This is a genomic window from Jiulongibacter sp. NS-SX5, from assembly GCF_052828545.1.
In genome coordinates this window covers 793,294-808,467 of the sequence record NZ_CM128248.1, presented here as the reverse complement: position 1 = coordinate 808,467, position 15,174 = coordinate 793,294, and the positions used below count along the sequence as shown (strand labels likewise).

General features: G+C 39.2%; 22 protein-coding genes. 4 read left to right on the top strand and 18 right to left on the bottom strand.

From position 1 onward, the window contains the following. Positions 1-30 precede the first annotated feature (30 nt). The 3 genes from ACUXV0_RS03575 to ACUXV0_RS03565 form a co-directional block, all read right to left on the bottom strand. A complete protein-coding gene (locus ACUXV0_RS03575) occupies positions 31-1,128 on the bottom strand; it encodes a hypothetical protein (RefSeq protein WP_446191691.1) in 1,098 nt (365 codons plus the stop codon). A 26-nt stretch (positions 1,129-1,154) separates the two neighbouring features. Further along, positions 1,155-1,958, bottom strand: coding sequence for a hypothetical protein (locus tag ACUXV0_RS03570; RefSeq protein ID WP_446191690.1), 804 nt, complete (start codon positions 1,956-1,958; stop codon positions 1,155-1,157). 165 nt (positions 1,959-2,123) lie between these two features. Further along, entirely contained in the window at positions 2,124-2,660 is a 537-nt protein-coding gene (locus ACUXV0_RS03565; protein ID WP_446191689.1) for a hypothetical protein, read from the bottom strand. A 672-nt stretch (positions 2,661-3,332) separates the two neighbouring features. Here ACUXV0_RS03565 and ACUXV0_RS03560 point away from each other — a divergent pair. The 3 genes from ACUXV0_RS03560 (at position 3,333) to ACUXV0_RS03550 (ending at position 4,816) form a co-directional block, all read left to right on the top strand. Next, positions 3,333-3,680, top strand: a complete 348-nt coding sequence (locus ACUXV0_RS03560; protein WP_446191688.1) for a hypothetical protein — start codon at positions 3,333-3,335, stop codon at positions 3,678-3,680. 138 nt (positions 3,681-3,818) lie between these two features. Continuing rightward, entirely contained in the window at positions 3,819-4,196 is a 378-nt protein-coding gene (locus ACUXV0_RS03555) for a hypothetical protein (RefSeq protein WP_446191687.1), read from the top strand. Positions 4,197-4,339: 143 nt separating this feature from the next. Beyond that, positions 4,340-4,816: a hypothetical protein gene (locus ACUXV0_RS03550; protein ID WP_446191686.1), complete on the top strand. Its 477-nt coding sequence runs from the start codon at positions 4,340-4,342 to the stop codon at positions 4,814-4,816. A 174-nt stretch (positions 4,817-4,990) separates the two neighbouring features. Here the strand turns inward: ACUXV0_RS03550 and ACUXV0_RS03545 are convergent, their stop codons facing one another. From ACUXV0_RS03545 to ACUXV0_RS03475, 15 genes are all read right to left on the bottom strand, one after another. Continuing rightward, positions 4,991-5,650 (bottom strand): hypothetical protein, encoded by a 660-nt coding sequence (locus tag ACUXV0_RS03545; protein ID WP_446191685.1) that lies wholly within the window; start codon positions 5,648-5,650, stop codon positions 4,991-4,993. A gap of 11 nt (positions 5,651-5,661) precedes the next feature. Then, a complete protein-coding gene (locus ACUXV0_RS03540) occupies positions 5,662-6,273 on the bottom strand; it encodes a hypothetical protein (protein WP_446191684.1) in 612 nt (203 codons plus the stop codon). Between the two features lies 1 nt (position 6,274). Next, positions 6,275-6,523, bottom strand: a complete 249-nt coding sequence (locus ACUXV0_RS03535) for a hypothetical protein (RefSeq protein WP_446191683.1) — start codon at positions 6,521-6,523, stop codon at positions 6,275-6,277. Beyond that, on the bottom strand, positions 6,520-6,792 hold the full coding sequence (locus tag ACUXV0_RS03530) for a hypothetical protein (RefSeq protein WP_446191682.1): 273 nt from the start codon (positions 6,790-6,792) through the stop codon (positions 6,520-6,522). Before ACUXV0_RS03530 ends, ACUXV0_RS03535 begins: the two co-directional genes overlap by 4 nt. Then, positions 6,782-7,219, bottom strand: a complete 438-nt coding sequence (locus ACUXV0_RS03525; protein ID WP_446191681.1) for a hypothetical protein — start codon at positions 7,217-7,219, stop codon at positions 6,782-6,784. The genes ACUXV0_RS03530 and ACUXV0_RS03525 overlap by 11 nt, the downstream gene beginning before the upstream one ends. Next, positions 7,212-7,814, bottom strand: a complete 603-nt coding sequence (locus ACUXV0_RS03520) for a hypothetical protein (protein ID WP_446191680.1) — start codon at positions 7,812-7,814, stop codon at positions 7,212-7,214. Before ACUXV0_RS03520 ends, ACUXV0_RS03525 begins: the two co-directional genes overlap by 8 nt. Before the next feature lie 20 nt (positions 7,815-7,834). Beyond that, the gene (locus ACUXV0_RS03515) at positions 7,835-8,215 is read right to left on the bottom strand and encodes a helix-turn-helix domain-containing protein (RefSeq protein WP_446191679.1); all 381 of its coding nucleotides are present in this window, start codon (positions 8,213-8,215) and stop codon (positions 7,835-7,837) included. 70 nt (positions 8,216-8,285) lie between these two features. Further along, the gene (locus ACUXV0_RS03510; RefSeq protein ID WP_446191678.1) at positions 8,286-8,504 is read right to left on the bottom strand and encodes a histone H1; all 219 of its coding nucleotides are present in this window, start codon (positions 8,502-8,504) and stop codon (positions 8,286-8,288) included. 27 nt (positions 8,505-8,531) lie between these two features. Further along, positions 8,532-8,951 (bottom strand): hypothetical protein, encoded by a 420-nt coding sequence (locus ACUXV0_RS03505; RefSeq protein ID WP_446191677.1) that lies wholly within the window; start codon positions 8,949-8,951, stop codon positions 8,532-8,534. 29 nt (positions 8,952-8,980) lie between these two features. Beyond that, positions 8,981-9,634: a hypothetical protein gene (locus ACUXV0_RS03500; protein WP_446191676.1), complete on the bottom strand. Its 654-nt coding sequence runs from the start codon at positions 9,632-9,634 to the stop codon at positions 8,981-8,983. 102 nt (positions 9,635-9,736) lie between these two features. Continuing rightward, complete coding sequence (locus ACUXV0_RS03495; RefSeq protein ID WP_446191675.1) at positions 9,737-9,982, bottom strand: hypothetical protein; 246 nt, start codon at positions 9,980-9,982, stop codon at positions 9,737-9,739. A 133-nt stretch (positions 9,983-10,115) separates the two neighbouring features. Further along, positions 10,116-13,277 carry a primase-helicase family protein gene (locus ACUXV0_RS03490; protein ID WP_446191674.1) on the bottom strand — a complete coding sequence of 1,054 codons (3,162 nt, stop codon included), beginning with the start codon at positions 13,275-13,277 and terminating at the stop codon, positions 10,116-10,118. A gap of 96 nt (positions 13,278-13,373) precedes the next feature. Further along, positions 13,374-13,658 (bottom strand): hypothetical protein, encoded by a 285-nt coding sequence (locus tag ACUXV0_RS03485; RefSeq protein ID WP_446191673.1) that lies wholly within the window; start codon positions 13,656-13,658, stop codon positions 13,374-13,376. Beyond that, positions 13,655-13,990 (bottom strand): hypothetical protein, encoded by a 336-nt coding sequence (locus ACUXV0_RS03480; protein WP_446191672.1) that lies wholly within the window; start codon positions 13,988-13,990, stop codon positions 13,655-13,657. The genes ACUXV0_RS03485 and ACUXV0_RS03480 overlap by 4 nt, the downstream gene beginning before the upstream one ends. Positions 13,991-14,118: 128 nt before the next feature. Beyond that, on the bottom strand, positions 14,119-14,400 hold the full coding sequence (locus ACUXV0_RS03475) for a hypothetical protein (RefSeq protein ID WP_446191671.1): 282 nt from the start codon (positions 14,398-14,400) through the stop codon (positions 14,119-14,121). A 153-nt stretch (positions 14,401-14,553) separates the two neighbouring features. On the opposite strand from ACUXV0_RS03475, the gene ACUXV0_RS03470 reads away from it, so the two are divergent. Continuing rightward, a complete protein-coding gene (locus ACUXV0_RS03470; protein WP_446191670.1) occupies positions 14,554-14,910 on the top strand; it encodes a hypothetical protein in 357 nt (118 codons plus the stop codon). The last annotated feature ends 264 nt before the right edge of the window (positions 14,911-15,174 follow it).

The following is a 15,174-nucleotide window of genomic DNA, read 5'->3' as shown; positions in this document are numbered from 1 at the left end:
ATAGGTTAGGTCAAAAAATACTGTTTTTTTTTAGTAAGCTCTTTCTTGAATAATATACCAATCGTCTAAGTCTTGTCCTTTTATAAATTGGTAAATTCCAGCTTCATTTAATCTTGTAGTATAACCCAATCCAGAACCTCTGAAGTCGCCATATTCATCCATTACAATGGCTGTTTTGTGATTATTTAGATGATCCACAATGTTCACCTGATACCCACCGCCAAATCCTGATGGCCTCATATATAGCTTAAATGATAATGGAGTTGCTTTGTAATTGCTAGAGCCGTCTACCTCTGGAAGTTTAATATTGATTTGAGGACTTCCATCATGAGTTACGATTATCATATTGGTGTCCTTTGTCATCTGCCCACTACTCTGAGTTACCTGAAGATTATAAGAAGAATAAACAGGTTTATCTATGGGACTATCTCTCTTGATAATAATGTACTCACCATAATTATCTGACGCTTCCCCTTTCTTTTTGATAAAGTCATAAATACCAAGACCGCCCTCGATTTCAATACCAGTAGCTTGACCAAGTTGTAAATCATTTATATCAAGGCTTTCAAAGAAATGTCCTGGCCATTGGATAGCAGGGTTACTGGTATTGATCATTTCGAAACCCTTATCATTTCCGTTTATGATAGTAAGCTTTTTTGGAAGGTCATGCTGACTTAAACCAACACCAGTCTCTCCTCCCATTTTCAGCGTGAACTTATCCTCAGACGATACCGCATTTTTTGGTATAATTATGACTTCACAGCCTGCTAAAATGTGAGTAATATCACCAGATACAATAACCGTGTGTTCTTCCTGAGTTACTACCGGCAAATTTAATCGGTGTATGATTTTCCAATCAGTATGATATTGATTAGAAGCACTAACAGGGGCATTTCCTTGACTGGAAGCTACTTGGCAAATAAATAATCCACCATGTATAATGTCGTATTCAGAATTATGACGATGAACATTACCATTGTAAAAACTCACTATATCCCCTTCAGTATAGGTCTCATAAACATCCCAGTAAAATTTAACCTTTCCTTGATCTAAATGTCCTTCAGGACCTGTTTCTCCTTGACTACCTGGACTACTTTTTACTTCAATTCCAATCTTCTTTAAAGTCATAATGAGTATTCTTTTAAGCTTTTTAGTTATTCTAAGACCCAAAGGCCTTTCATTACATTTTGACGTTTTCCAGCAGCGTCTATTTGCCATAATTCGTAAGTGTAGTTTCCTCTTGAAGTAGTGATATTTCTGGAAAGGCTTATTTTAGTTTTATCTTCTGAGATAACTAAGTCAGCCGGAATCAAAAATTGATTTTCTCCATCGTCGCCTTCCACTCTATCTTCAGAACTGTACCTTTCTATTTCTCGAGATCCGAAGAATATTACCAAGTAGAAGGAAGATCCGGTAAGGTCAATTATATCTCCTTCAGCATCATAAAGAGTGAATTCGTTCTCTACATAAGTTAATGCAGTCATATAAAAATCGACCTCGGCAGCTTTACGATGATCTACCACAGCATGTTCTCTCAAACAATCCATCACTTGTGCTTTTTTGATTTGAAAAGGCTCTGGGTTTGAGCCAATAAACTGAATTTCATAGCCATTGTTGGGTCCTGAACTTCCAGAATAGCTCATCCGACAACCAGTACCAGCTGTACCTATTATATGAGTAAAGCCATTAAAATCTTCTGCAAGACATACCCATTGCTTTTCTGCATTCTGTAAAACGAAATTTTGAAAATCAGGATTGAGCCTGGGCAAAGACGCCGCAATGGATCCAATATATAAGATGCCATTGCCAGATACGTCCTGTGTATAGGTGATGCTGCACATCTTAGAAGCGAAGTATATACGTCTAACGTATGCATCTTCCTGCCCAAAGTTTTCATCAGAAACGATCACCAGCTTCTTTATGGCTGGCAAGTTGCTATTTTGCTGATAATCATTCATTTACGCTAATATCCGCAAACCTATTCAAATGCCTTAGGGTAGAAGTCTGTAACTCTTCCTCTCTTAGGTTAAAAGTTTTCTGATTTAGGGCAAAAGTTTCTTATTTCAGGGCTAAAGTCAGACTTTCAGTCCATTCTTTATTCGAATAGTATAATTTACTGATATTTAAGCAGTTTTAAGTGCAGACCTTAGCTGTTCAGAAAGATTTTTTGATTTGGTAAGTTCTATTTGTTTCAGCTCCTCATTTATCACTGGCCCGTACTTTTTATTTACGAACCTTCTGAAGTAATCTCGATCTACATCAATATCCATCAGATCATATCTCTTAAAAAAATCATCAATTGCGGCATGGTAGTTTGGAGCAAAATAAAATCGACCTCTACAGAAGTTCATAAGGCTAATCTCAAAAATGCTCTCCATACAAGCTGTTAAAGCCCATATATGATGACCGGTGATAAAACTAAATTTGACAGGGAATGTAATCTCAAACTCAAATATCTCGTAATCATCCACACTCTTTTCAATTTCTTTCAGTGGCAGATCTGTCTCTGAAAGCGGCAAATAACTCATAATGCTTAAAAAGTGCTTACCCAACCAGTGTCGCTTTTCAATTTTGGGATTACTACCCAGGTTACATGGATGGGAAAAATAAGAGTGAACTACTTTAGGAAGCGGAATTTCAATAGTACGATTAAGGCTCATAGACTAGTTTCAGTGTTTTACAATATTACAAAATTACTGTCATTTCGCAGGTTTATCCTGCCACTAGATATAGTACTTGGTACGGAAGTCCTATTGATTCGATTTTTTTTCTCTGCATTTGGTAAAATTTCAAGATGCTATTCTTTTCAGCTGATTCTCAAAATAGTCGCCATTCAATGAAAGTCATTTTATAGAAACCATGATGAGATTTTTTCACTAGCGACTTCACTCGAAATTTGGTGTAATTCTGTAATACTGTATGAATGATTGAGAGTCAGATACTTACCAAGAATGTATTTCTGTAAGGGCACCTCTTTTTTTTGTAATAAGCTGCAAGTCCTCTCTTTTGCAAGTTGGTCAGCCTACTGTTATTACAGTTTTCTGTAATAAAGACAGAATTATTACAAAAGAAAAAGGATTCTGTAAGAATCATAACTATCTATAGTACAGACAATTCGCAATATTTTGCCGCTCTCCCTTACAGTCTTACAAAAATTCTATGAATTTAATAACAAAAAGGAGGTAAGGAGGAAAGCAGCTGAAATCAAAGGAAGTCCAAAAGGTAATTCAGCCATTATGGGCTGAATTGGAATATTGTATAAAACTAATAATGGGAGGGGCAAGCTAAAACGAATGGCATTGATCAAGGGCATGCTATAATACTTTTGCGTAATGCATAAGAGAATCCGGCTGTTTAAGGCCTACATATCATTCAGGAGTCTGGGGCATCAGCGTATCTACATAGTAGAAAACTGTGTAGAGATTAAAGGGAGGCTGGCACAGTTACATAAAGGCCGGCTGAGACCATTATGTATAAACCTTCATACCAGGCAAATTGACCGTGTGATGGCAATACTCCGGAAAAGCTACGGTTCGGTGACTCCATCAAACTACCTGGAGCTCTTGCCTTACATGGCAAAACTTGAAATAAATAATAGGGGTAGGGTGGTGGTAGACCTGGACTCTGACCATGGGTTGGGGCTTCAGTGGCTGCAAATACATAAAGCGAAATGCCTCTGATAAACTTTGCCCCCTGAATATATTTTCATTCCTCTACCTTTGAAAAGTGCCTCTGAAGGCCTCAAATAGCTGTCCTTTCTGAAAAGGCGGATTATGCAGACCTTCGGCGTGAATCAAATAAACATAAATAATTTAAACATGGAAAATGTCAAAAATTACACATCTGGTCTTCTTTATGAAGACTTTGTGAACTTTCCCGGACTGTCAGATGAACCGCATGGACCCAAAACGGGATCCTACTTTCAGGGAATTCTTGACCATGAAAGTGGCCTTCGCCAAATCAATGATTATCAATCCCGGTTTGAGAAAGCCAAAAATGAGGTTATTAAGTCCACTCCGCATCAAAAATTGTATGGTCCATTGTCTGAACAAGAGAAAGCCAAGTTAAAGCAGATTTATATGGATATGCAGCAGGCTGGCTCAGCTCATGCTTTGTGTATTCTTATTGGCCAGTTTACCACTATTTCCAAGGGGCCAGCAGACGATGATTACCTTAATGAACTGATTGAAAATTAAAAAAGAATCCCTGCCGTCATAGCTGGCAGGGACTTTTTATTTTTTACATTCATTTTCATATAATTAGTAGCACAAGGGAAAAACAAAAGACAAGCATTTTATTATAGCAATTAGGACGTTTTAAAGTTTAAAACTTTTTTCATATGGATCAAATAACTGACAATTTAACGAGCATTGAATGGTGGCTAAGTTCAATTTTCTTAGGAGTTTTGCTGAATGTATTTAGTTCCTTCATTAAGGATTTCATTGATAAAACTTATAGAAATGCGAGCCAACGTTTATCAAGAAGGTCTGAGAAAGAAAGGGCTAAAATTATCCAGATAGTTAAGGAGGCCATAGAGTATCCTAATGGTCTTTCTGTTTTAACATATCAAGCCAATCGGTATATGCTCCTTGCTGTTCTATTTGGTGTTATTTCACTTTCTTTTACAATTCCTCTGTTCAGAGATGATCTATTGATATATATATCATCCTTTGTATTATGGCTTATTACAATGTGTATTTGTATCATTTATTTGCAAAAATCACATAGATATGATCTAGCGGTAAAAGTCTTTATTGACAATTATTCAATTGTTCTTAAAGATCCTACCGAGAGTGATTCGGAATACACTGAATGATCCTTTGTACCATAAGCTAAGCTGTAACTAGTATTATTCAAATAATCTCATACTTATAGGCATTGATGCTTGAGGATCAACTTTCCTTACAGATAAAATAGGCCACCTGAGCCTCACGCATTTCACGGCCTTTCGTCGCTATTTCTTCCAAAATATCTGTTCTTGAAAAATTCATCACTTCAAATATTTAGCTTTAGCAATGTCAGTCCGAGCGGAGTCGAGGACCTCAAACTCATACACAAATACCCATGGGTTTAAATCCCAACTATTTTGCCCATTAATAGACCTCCAAAGAGAGTAAAATGAAACCTTCGCTGAATCTGAATATGTACGATCTCTGGAATCATTGCATGGGTAGAAGTAGAAACTATCTTCCCACATTGGAGGAAATTGTTCTTGTTTGATGCCTTCTCTTATACAATCTTCCTGAGAAATCTGCTGCAGTCGCTCCACTCTCACATTCGTCACTTTCTTAAAGATTCGTGCAGCAGCTTTCGGCATGTGAATAGACGGCTTCCATTTAAAATCCCATCCTTGCTTAACAAGATCAGCCTTGTACGCGAAATGCTTGGTGGTATGACCCATCACAGTAAAACTCTCCCTAACCCAAATAATGTCGCCTTTCTGGTATTTGGCTTTGATAGTCACCTCTGGCCGCAATCCACCACTATCTGTTGAGAAAAGGTATTCTCCGATATTGAGAGTAACCACTTCATATTTATCTGGAGCTCTATTGATTTCTTCCAGCCCCTGAGTTCTACGGGTCATGGTTTTTCGGCCTTCTTGTAAAGCCTGCACCATATCGGTACTATATAAAATTGGTTTAAAATTCATCGTTTTACTTGTTAATGGTTTTTAACGGTTCTGTAGCCGCCACTTTTTGAGAAGAAATTATTGAGGTCTATCACCTCAAACCTGTTAAGTAATGTTTTCGGTATCTTCTCCTTTTTGACACTTTCGTCAAAAATGAAAATCATATCGCATGTCAGCTTAAAAGGCGGTTTTTGCATTTTGTTGATGTGCAAAAACTGCTCTGCAACTAAAGGCCAGAGCTGATGAAAATTGGCCTCTGGCATATCATCAAATATGATCAGCCTGGTGTAGGTCTCGCATATTCTAAGATTAGGTTCCAAAAGCATTGGGTAAGGTTTTATCTCCCTACCGTTGATTCGTATCACAGTTTCTGGTGAGTACTCCTGAGCCATGGTTTCAGAGAGTCTTGTTTTTCCAGACAGAGCAGGACCCAGAATCATTTTAGGCCTTGATTCCGATCTGTTGAAATACTCTGTCGGCCGATGCCTGTATTCTGAATTTTCATTTACATAATGATGCAATAAATCTGAACCAAAATCATCCATCATCTTGATAATTCCATTGGTATCTTTCGATGCAATAAGTTCAGATAGACTCCTTCCTGCGGGTGTTCGGCTTAGAAATTCTTTCGCGTTAAATTTCATCTTAGTTAAGGTTATGGGGTTGCCCGCATGTGGAGCAAAACCCCTGTTTTTTATCAAATTCAAGGAGCATCGTTTTGCATCCTTCACATTTCTCGAAAGGCGAATCATTAAGCAATTCCCAGTCGATACCCGAACCTTCGGCGTGCTCAGTGTCGGTAATTGGCTTTCTGAAGTTCCCTATTAGTCTCACAATAAATATGATCATGTAGACCAGAGTGGTTGTCAGATAAAAGGTGGCTAATGCTTTCATGGCTTCTTCTTTTCGTAGCTTTTTGAATACATAGAAACCATATCATAATCCTGAAAAGGGTAAGACTTAAAATATATGTTCCGAGAGTTCAAGTATTCATCAGAATCTTTAGGCATATTCTTTGGCTCGACTCCATGTAGACTTATCCCAACACTCACCAAGCTCTCAAACTCGGGATAATTCTCTTTCAGTAAAGCTTGGCTCTCTGCTTTGGCTTTTAGTTCTATCTCCTTCAGCTGCCTGAGCATTTTATCGTGCTTACTGGCCATCTTTCACCTCCTTTTTGTCAAATTCATAAGTCCTGAATTCAAGCTTCTGACGTTCAATGAATTTCCGATGAAGCCCCGCTCTGAAAATGACAGCATCTTTGAGGTTTATAAACTCCTTAGGCATTAACTCAGTGGTGATGATGATCGGCGGCCTCTTCATCATAAGGGCAGCTTTTCCTTTATCATGTACCTTTATTTGGTCGCTTTGCAGATCGTTATATATCAAATCCAGAGTCTTCTTTGATAAGTCATCTAAATAGATATAATCATCATCATGGCTTAACCCTCCATATTTCCAAGCCTTGTCAAAATGGTGGCTATCCAAAGCATTCAAGTGATACTTTTTACTTCCTTGGGTCAACATATCTACCAAGAATGATTTACCACATCTGGCAGGTCCTGCAATTACAATGATTGGATTACTCATCACTCACCTCCTTTTCTGCTAAAAGGTGAGGTCTAAAATCAATATCAGCATCATCCTTACGCAGGTAATCAGCATGCACTGTGGTAAAAAGTCCATTAGGAAGGCCTAAGACTTTACTTGATTTATAAGCCAGCTCGGTACCCCTACCTCTGCAAATACTTTCTGCTTCCTCTTTAGAATATTTACCAGCTTTTTTTAAGTCACTCGTGTAACCCTGAGAATTTGGTCGCCACCATATCAGACTATTTCCTGAATAGCCCTCAGTTCTGATAAAATATTCTTCTTCAGCACAAGTGTCTGGTTTGGTGGAGACACTTTCGTTTCGTTCTGCTAATTCATAGAAGCGGACATCCAAACCAAGTCCTCTACAGAGATGTAGATCGTTCCTACTTCCGGGCTTCCATAATTCAAGAGTAATGGGCTTGCATCTGGGATGCTTCTCATGAGCCACAATCGATATATGATTCACCAGTGCTTTGCATGCACGTTCAGTTTCAAACACTTTGCGTTCATTCTTCTCAAACAGGTATTTGATTTCTGTCTGAAGCTTATTTTTGTCGGTCAGATTATGACCGAGGATTAGTACATATTTCATGTTAACTACCTTTTTGATGATTATTTATTTTTCCGATCTAAACAGCGTTCCAGTGTATCGCAGGCAGATCTCACACGTTCAAGCTGTACCCGATCAAAAACCATATTCTTTGGTTTCTTTTCGTTTTCAACCCTCTTGATTTCCTCAGAAACAGATTCTTTCAGATCCTTTATTTGAGTTTCGATTTTCATGTCTCCTTTTACTATTTTATCAATTGATACTCCTAAAATCTCAGCAGCTGCTGCAGCGGTTTCTAAGGGCAGACGTACTTTGTGGCTTTCATAGTTTTTATAGGTAGAAATATTGACATTCAGAGCGGCCGCAAAGTCTTCTTGAGAAAAGCCTGCAGCTGTCCGATACTGATAAAGTCTTTGTCCTATATTTCGATTAAAGTCACTCATTGTAGAGGTCACACCCTTTGGTGTTGCAGACTCTTTGTCTAAGCCTGCAACACTTTGAACCGCATGATATTCAGCCTTTGGTTACAGGAAGGTTTTTCTTGATGTCTGTCATTTCCTGTCTGGTCTCTTGTGCCAGTTGCTTGACTGTTAACATCGCTTTCCGTACCCGAACACCTGCCGCCTTATTGCCTTTGTAGGCTTTTTCCTGATCTTTCAGCAATTCCTCAGAGGTTACCTGTGATAGAAGCTGATGGAACTTGGTAGGGTTAAAACTTTGCTGTCTGTTCATATTTGAAAATTGAATTGGTTGAGAAATTTATTTTGCTTCCAGAATCGGAAGGCCGGCTTCGGTAGGAATGTAAACCCGGTCACCTTTTCCATCCTGTAATCCTTGAATCATTAGGTATTTCAAGTATTCAGAATTGCCTTTGAGCGATTCGCCAATGATTTTATTGGCCTCAGCTACACCTTTTGCCCGCTCTATTTCTGCCTGTGCCTCAGCCTTGGCGATTTTCACTTTTGCCTCTGCCTGAAGGGTGGCTGACTCGTTAGCAGCTTTGGCCTCTTCTATCATCGCTTTCTTTGAAGATTCTGCTTCCAGCAGTATTTGCTTCCCTTTACTCTCGGCATCCTGCTCACCCTGCTCTCGTTCATACTGGCGGTAAAAGCCGCAGGAGCTTAATGAAGCCATTAGAAAAATGGCGGCAATTTTTAGAGATAATTTGCTCTTGAACATGTTGAAAATTGGTTTGATTAAAAAATTGATTAATTCTGAATAATGGGCGAACCGTTAAGACCAACGATCTTGCTTGTTTTCACCTCTTCACGGTTGCCATTGATGTAGATAAGACGGGTTTTGACTTTTCCAGCCATTTGATCTTTAAGCTCAAGATCTCCCTCATTAGTAAAATGCATCGGAGGGCGATACTCGATGATATTCATCCCCTCATTACAGTGTTTCTCCGGACAAAACTCATATCGCATGTACACACACCATGCGGCTAGTTTTTTGGTCATTTTTTGTGGATTTAGCTTTACCTGGTGATTGTCAAAAGAATTATAAAAGTCAACCAGAGCCATCAATGGCAGCTTGACATTCAGTTTACCATTTCTTGGATGAAAGAAATCTTCTGCCCAAGTCTGAAACTCAATTCCCATGAATGTTAGTAGTGTTTGCGTTTCACGGTCTCTGATAGGTTTTGGTCCATTCTGGTAAGCAAGCACGGCCGCTTTGAAATAGTGAGCCACCTGCTCATTATTAGCCATGCAGTTGGCGATCAGATTTACGATATGATCAGGCCTTCCACGAAGCACAATCAGCGGCTTTCCTGCATCATCCAACATTGCTATTTTGGTTACTTTCAGCTCATTCATTTGCTCCATGAGCTGCATAGCTTTTGACTTATATTCTTCTTTCATTGCTTCTAACGGTTATGTTTATACGGTTGTAAATTTTGAATCTGTCTTTTGTCCTGCTTGTCAGTCCGAGGGAGTTAACCCTGAGCCTGTCGAATGGAAGACTCACGGCTCTTGACCCATGACTACGGAAGTCCCAAACTCTCGGAGTAGAGTCAGTAGGGCAGGGTTCTTGTCTACCATCATGTTTAGCTTGACAGGTAGCTTTAGATTTTTCTGTGCTTTTGCTCTGGTAAGCTGGCCTTCTTTCAGCGTACTCAGATTTCTGAAAGTATCGCCTTCAATGTTCTCATAAACCTCGCCTTTCTTATTCACCAAAAGCACCGGTTGTGTTTTTGTTACTGTTTCCATAGTCTTTGATATTTGTGGCTTGAGGATGACGCTACCTTGAGTTCCATTCTCTCGCCAAAACCATATTCTTCTTGAATTATCCATTACACTTTTACAGTCTTACAGTACATTCTGTTAAGTGAGCTAGTCAAAATCAAAAATCGAGGTCTTGACCATCTCCAAATTTGATTTCTTCATCATTTACACCTTCTATTTTCGTATTCTCTCCGTGATTGCTAGTGTCTGGAGACATAGGCTCAAAAGGTCCAACTCCCTTAGTATCTATGTAAATCACCTCTCGGGTGCCCTTCTCATACATGCCTGGCTTTCCTGGTACTTCTATCAGAACTATAGAATTACCGCGTAACTCTTCTTTTTCTACATGTCGCATGATACGGCCATCTTTCCCTCTCATTTTGGTAGGATTGAGCACAAAGCCGTTATACTCACACCACGCTGCTAACCTGTCCATAAAGCCCTGTGGAGAAAGCTTGTAACTATTTACCTTCAGATAAAGCTGATAAAGTGGACTTCTTTGAACCTCAGTGTTCAGACGGTTATTATCAGGATGGAAAATCTCATCAGCCCAGCTTTTAAAGTTTAGTGTCATCTTCTGTATAAGCATATTCCTTAAAATTGTGTCCTCGATACTGTTGATTTTGCCAAATCGTAGCCAATACTGAATACTTCTGGCAGCCAGATTTATTGATTTACCCCACTGTTCTTTCGGGAAATCATCACCAAAGAGAGTACACTTAAATTCATCCTTCGGAGCCCTCTCTTCTCTAAATTCACCGTTGGCGTTTTTGTGGTAATAGCTACTGAAAGTCAAAAACCACATTCTACGGCGAGTAGATGGATCATTCTTCTTTGGCGGCAGATTACTACTAATAGCTAGCTTAGGAGATTCAGGAAAAGGCAAGGTATAAGCTGCTGTACCCTTCGGATTGACCTTCATGAATGATGTAACCCATGCAAAGAACATTTCAAACTGAAGATACTTGCCGGCATCATCTACATAAACCATTCTGGTGTGCTTATTCACGCCTTCAAGAATGTGCTTATCTTCCATCAGTTTTCGGTCTTGACCATCCAGCTGATGTGTTTTCATAAATAGCTGTAAAAAGTCAAAATAGATCGTCTTTCCAGTACCTCCGTAGCTCTGAGCTTCTTCTGTTACCTGCTCCCCGTTATGATCTGTCACCCACGGACAATAAGCATCAGCCTTATCCTTATAGCCATGTAGGAGGTAACCCATACAAACCAGCTTACTGATCAACACTAACTTTTGCTCACGCACATGATCAGCACTTAATAGTGGTCCATCTATAGCAAAAAGATACTTTTCGCGGTATTCATCTTTAGACTTAACCCCGAGTTGAGACACCTTTTTCCCTGATGAAGTAACTGCATTTGGGTCCTCAAAATCGATGGCATCTAACTGGACTTCTAGTTCTTCTTGCCAGTGGATCCTACTGGTTTGAATCAGGAAATTCAAATACATATTATCTGAACTCTTGATATCAATATCCATTAAACCTTCACTGTTTTGGGTAATGATAAAATCGGGATCTTCTAATTTGACACGGTAGGGCAGAACATCATTTTCCCACACTTTTATACCCGCATCTGTGATTTTTGTGTCCTCTACACGATCAGAGAATATTTTCCATGCCTGATTCTCTAAAAAAAGATATTGATAACGCTTACCCCAGGCTGTGAAGTCAATAAAACGTGGCGGCAGTTTATGCATGATACTGCTTTCGTTAAACTGCGGTGACCTGTTGAATGCATTGACAAGGTCTATGTACCCATGCTTCACAAGCCTCATTACCGGGTCTGTGCCCAGAAAATTCTTGATTTCACGATAGATATGCTTGAACTCAATATCAGCCTTTACGATGCCATCCACTTCTTTGATGATCATGGCTCCTTTTTTGGCAGATTCTATCTCATATTCGCTGTACCCACACAGGTACAGAAAATTAATGATCAGCTCTTGGTTAGGTGTAAAAGTCCACTGAGTACGACCTTTACTGACTACCTCGTTCCCCTTTTTATCTAACTTCACCTTGGCATCCCAAAACCTCATAGGTTTTGCCTTAGCTACCAGATTCTTGAAATCAGAAGGTGAGTTTTTACGGAAGAAGTCACGAACGTCTTTACAGGCATTTCCTCTCAAATCATACTCACGGCCAAGGCTTTTTGGCAAGAAAATCAGTTCAATATTCAAATGCTCTTTACCTAGTTCCACAGCTGCCTTTATGCCGCTGTCATCAATGTCAGGTAGATAGTACACGCGATGAGCATGACCAAAAAGCCAGCTGTATTCTTCAGAAGACAGTTTGAACATTTCATTATCAAACCAAATGACAGGATAACCGCAAGCAGCCACATTTAGAGCATCAGAGCCACCGGAGCAGATGATAATCTCATCAAGCTTCATACGGTCAATCTCTTGTACTTGCTTTTGAACTTTTTCATCTTCTGACCCCCAACTAAGATTTCGTCTGGTCATCTCTTGATCTATTCGCTCCTGAAGCATTTTTTCAACTTCAGAGGCCCCAAACATCACATGAGTTTTATTGCCTTGAATGACAAATCTGAACTTCTTGTTACGTTCCTTCGGCTTATAGATTTTACGCCATTTGCCAGCTTCCCACATTAAAATAGGGAATTGATCATTGGCTTTAAACTTATGCTTAGCCCTTTTGCCTTTATTATTTTTGTCAGCTGATACCTGAGTGTAATACTCCAAATTTACCAGACCATACTGTTTACAGATAGCCATTGCGTTTTTCTCAGCCAAATCATCACTTTTAGGCTCTAGTTGTCCGTTTTTATCAGGCTTTCTATTGAGGCCTTTGAGACGATTCCAGACTGTATTTGAGAAAATTGTTTGCAATGTCTTTCTGTCAAATTTTTTAGGATTGAAATCAATGGTACCTACAACTTCATCACTTTCAGGCTCAAGCTTCTCATAGTCGTAACCACTCTTTTCTTTACTGCTATCTTTGGTTTCAAGGTTAAATTCTCTTACGATGTAATTCAGGGCTTCTTTAAACTCCAGTCTTTCTTCGCTCATGATGAGGTCTACCGCATTCATCGCCTTATCAGTACTGCCAAAGTCTTTTACCCAATAGACCCCATCGTATGCTCTAAGTGAAGCACTTGCGGTACGTTCTCCGCTCCTTAGCTTAAATAGCCCTTTCCCGTTTTCAGCAATTTTGCCCGCCTCTGGGTAATAGCGTTCAATGATATCAAGCCCACCGTTGGTTTGTTCAAAAATTGATTGGGGCGTGATGTTGTATTCCATTCGGTTTTTAGGTTAAGCGTGTAAGAGCCCTGCACAGCCGTCAAAGCTGCCCTTATTTACCCGTCAGGCTGCCGGGCTCTTATGTTTTTGGTTTGTTTAAGCGAACGTCTTCTCTGGTATATCAGACAGTTGAAAGCTGGACCGTTTGGCTAGATCCTTTATCTGACCTATCTCTTCATCAGTAGCATTGCCATGGTCAATTAAAAGTAGAAGTGCTTCATCAAGCTCTTTTGCATAATTTTCTACCTGGTCTTGCTCAGCATTTTTAACCATTGCAGCTAGGCTCCTAGCCCAGTCTACCAAACGAGTACGATATTCAAGGTGATCATCCAGATCAATTTCTTTAGCCCTAACGGCCGTTATGATTTCTTTTATGGTCATGATTGATAAATCGATTGAAGTTTTTTCTGTACAGCTACATTTTCCTTGTATTCATCCACGAAAATGTTTCCCAGCATATGACCGATTGCCATATCTGTATCAGCCACATGCTCATTACCCGAAGATATTATCGCAGTAAGAGCTGAAGCCTCTTCTTTGCTAATGCTTACATCAAATTGCTTATCGTTACAGACCAAAACTGCGATCTCCATTTTGCCAATGGCCGTGGTGACATTTTTATGGTCTATCTCAAGCCAATTATTCAAAAGCGTGTTTACATAGCAGCATTTGATATTTTTTACATCCTGAGGCATCAGTGTAACCTTTGTCATGGCTTAAAGCTTTTCAGGTGGATAACTAGATTTAGTACGTTTTGCCCGAGATCTATTAATCAGCCAAGCTGTACCAATAGATAATCCTGCTAGTGCCACAATTCCGATAAGTGCATTCATTTTCTTCGTCATTTAACTGATTGTAGTTTCTGTCTGTTAATTCGATTCTTGTTTGCAGATCGCTTTTGAATGAGTTTCTCCATGGCAGCTACAACTCTTTTAGTAGTACTGATGCTACCCTTTCCGTTTCTCACATTTTTTACAGAGAAATACCCCTCAGTAGTACCGAAGTAATCATCAAACTTTGATAGTTGCCTTGCCAAGCCCCTTTTAGGAAGCTTCTCATACAGTTTCTCAAATTCCCCTCTCCAATGCTCTACGTCGTATTCTGCTGGTGTTTTACCCATCATTTAGCGTATTTATACTTTTGTTTAATGTCGCTCTACCCGTTACTTTTACCGAGTAGTATTAACTGTTACAAACATAATCACTAAATGGTTATTTCTGTAACTATACAGTTATTATAAATAACCTATAAGGTAATTTAGAAGGATTCTAAATAAATGACCGCAAAAAAAGTAGAAGTTATTATTGATAAACTCTTTCATGGTAAGCAAAAGATCATGGCAGAAGAGTTAGGCGTTTCGGCCAATAAAATATCGATGATTCTGAATAAGAATCAGAAGCTAACTGTAGATTCAATAGGCATTTTGTTAACCAAATACAGAATAGATCCGGACTGGTTGTTTTTAGCCTCGGACGATGAGGAATTACGCTTTATGCCAGATAACAAGCCAGACTATTCATCCAAGTATACAGAGCTCTTAGAGGAACAAGTAAGTCTTCTGAAAGAGAAATTAGAAAGTTTTCAAAACAAAACTGCGTCGCTTAAAAAATCTCAGAACATTTCTTCAGATTAATCAAAATTAGCCTTGCCCTACACTGTCTCCATAGGCAGAGACACGGCTACACGGCCAGGGGTTGTGTGGTTAAATATGGATTACATATAGATTCTAATAAAAGGGATGGCAAATCTAGGAATAATACAGGAATGACAGAAAAATGACATATGACACCTAATAATCAAGAAAATGACAAAGCATTATCGCTCTAAATAAGCCTAAAACGTTATTTACACCGGCATTGGCCTATTCATTTATAGGTTCGATTCCTGTATCCTCCAC

Coding starts and splice junctions, on each gene's coding strand:
- ACUXV0_RS03575 (WP_446191691.1), bottom strand. CDS start 1,128: ATGACTTTAAAGAAGATTGGAATTGAAGTAAAAAGTAGTCCAGGTAGT.
- ACUXV0_RS03570 (WP_446191690.1), bottom strand. CDS start 1,958: ATGAATGATTATCAGCAAAATAGCAACTTGCCAGCCATAAAGAAGCTG.
- ACUXV0_RS03565 (WP_446191689.1), bottom strand. CDS start 2,660: ATGAGCCTTAATCGTACTATTGAAATTCCGCTTCCTAAAGTAGTTCAC.
- ACUXV0_RS03560 (WP_446191688.1), top strand. CDS start 3,333: ATGCATAAGAGAATCCGGCTGTTTAAGGCCTACATATCATTCAGGAGT.
- ACUXV0_RS03555 (WP_446191687.1), top strand. CDS start 3,819: ATGGAAAATGTCAAAAATTACACATCTGGTCTTCTTTATGAAGACTTT.
- ACUXV0_RS03550 (WP_446191686.1), top strand. CDS start 4,340: ATGGATCAAATAACTGACAATTTAACGAGCATTGAATGGTGGCTAAGT.
- ACUXV0_RS03545 (WP_446191685.1), bottom strand. CDS start 5,650: ATGAATTTTAAACCAATTTTATATAGTACCGATATGGTGCAGGCTTTA.
- ACUXV0_RS03540 (WP_446191684.1), bottom strand. CDS start 6,273: ATGAAATTTAACGCGAAAGAATTTCTAAGCCGAACACCCGCAGGAAGG.
- ACUXV0_RS03535 (WP_446191683.1), bottom strand. CDS start 6,523: ATGAAAGCATTAGCCACCTTTTATCTGACAACCACTCTGGTCTACATG.
- ACUXV0_RS03530 (WP_446191682.1), bottom strand. CDS start 6,792: ATGGCCAGTAAGCACGATAAAATGCTCAGGCAGCTGAAGGAGATAGAA.
- ACUXV0_RS03525 (WP_446191681.1), bottom strand. CDS start 7,219: ATGAGTAATCCAATCATTGTAATTGCAGGACCTGCCAGATGTGGTAAA.
- ACUXV0_RS03520 (WP_446191680.1), bottom strand. CDS start 7,814: ATGAAATATGTACTAATCCTCGGTCATAATCTGACCGACAAAAATAAG.
- ACUXV0_RS03515 (WP_446191679.1), bottom strand. CDS start 8,215: ATGAGTGACTTTAATCGAAATATAGGACAAAGACTTTATCAGTATCGG.
- ACUXV0_RS03510 (WP_446191678.1), bottom strand. CDS start 8,504: ATGAACAGACAGCAAAGTTTTAACCCTACCAAGTTCCATCAGCTTCTA.
- ACUXV0_RS03505 (WP_446191677.1), bottom strand. CDS start 8,951: ATGTTCAAGAGCAAATTATCTCTAAAAATTGCCGCCATTTTTCTAATG.
- ACUXV0_RS03500 (WP_446191676.1), bottom strand. CDS start 9,634: ATGAAAGAAGAATATAAGTCAAAAGCTATGCAGCTCATGGAGCAAATG.
- ACUXV0_RS03495 (WP_446191675.1), bottom strand. CDS start 9,982: ATGGAAACAGTAACAAAAACACAACCGGTGCTTTTGGTGAATAAGAAA.
- ACUXV0_RS03490 (WP_446191674.1), bottom strand. CDS start 13,277: ATGGAATACAACATCACGCCCCAATCAATTTTTGAACAAACCAACGGT.
- ACUXV0_RS03485 (WP_446191673.1), bottom strand. CDS start 13,658: ATGACCATAAAAGAAATCATAACGGCCGTTAGGGCTAAAGAAATTGAT.
- ACUXV0_RS03480 (WP_446191672.1), bottom strand. CDS start 13,990: ATGACAAAGGTTACACTGATGCCTCAGGATGTAAAAAATATCAAATGC.
- ACUXV0_RS03475 (WP_446191671.1), bottom strand. CDS start 14,400: ATGATGGGTAAAACACCAGCAGAATACGACGTAGAGCATTGGAGAGGG.
- ACUXV0_RS03470 (WP_446191670.1), top strand. CDS start 14,554: ATGACCGCAAAAAAAGTAGAAGTTATTATTGATAAACTCTTTCATGGT.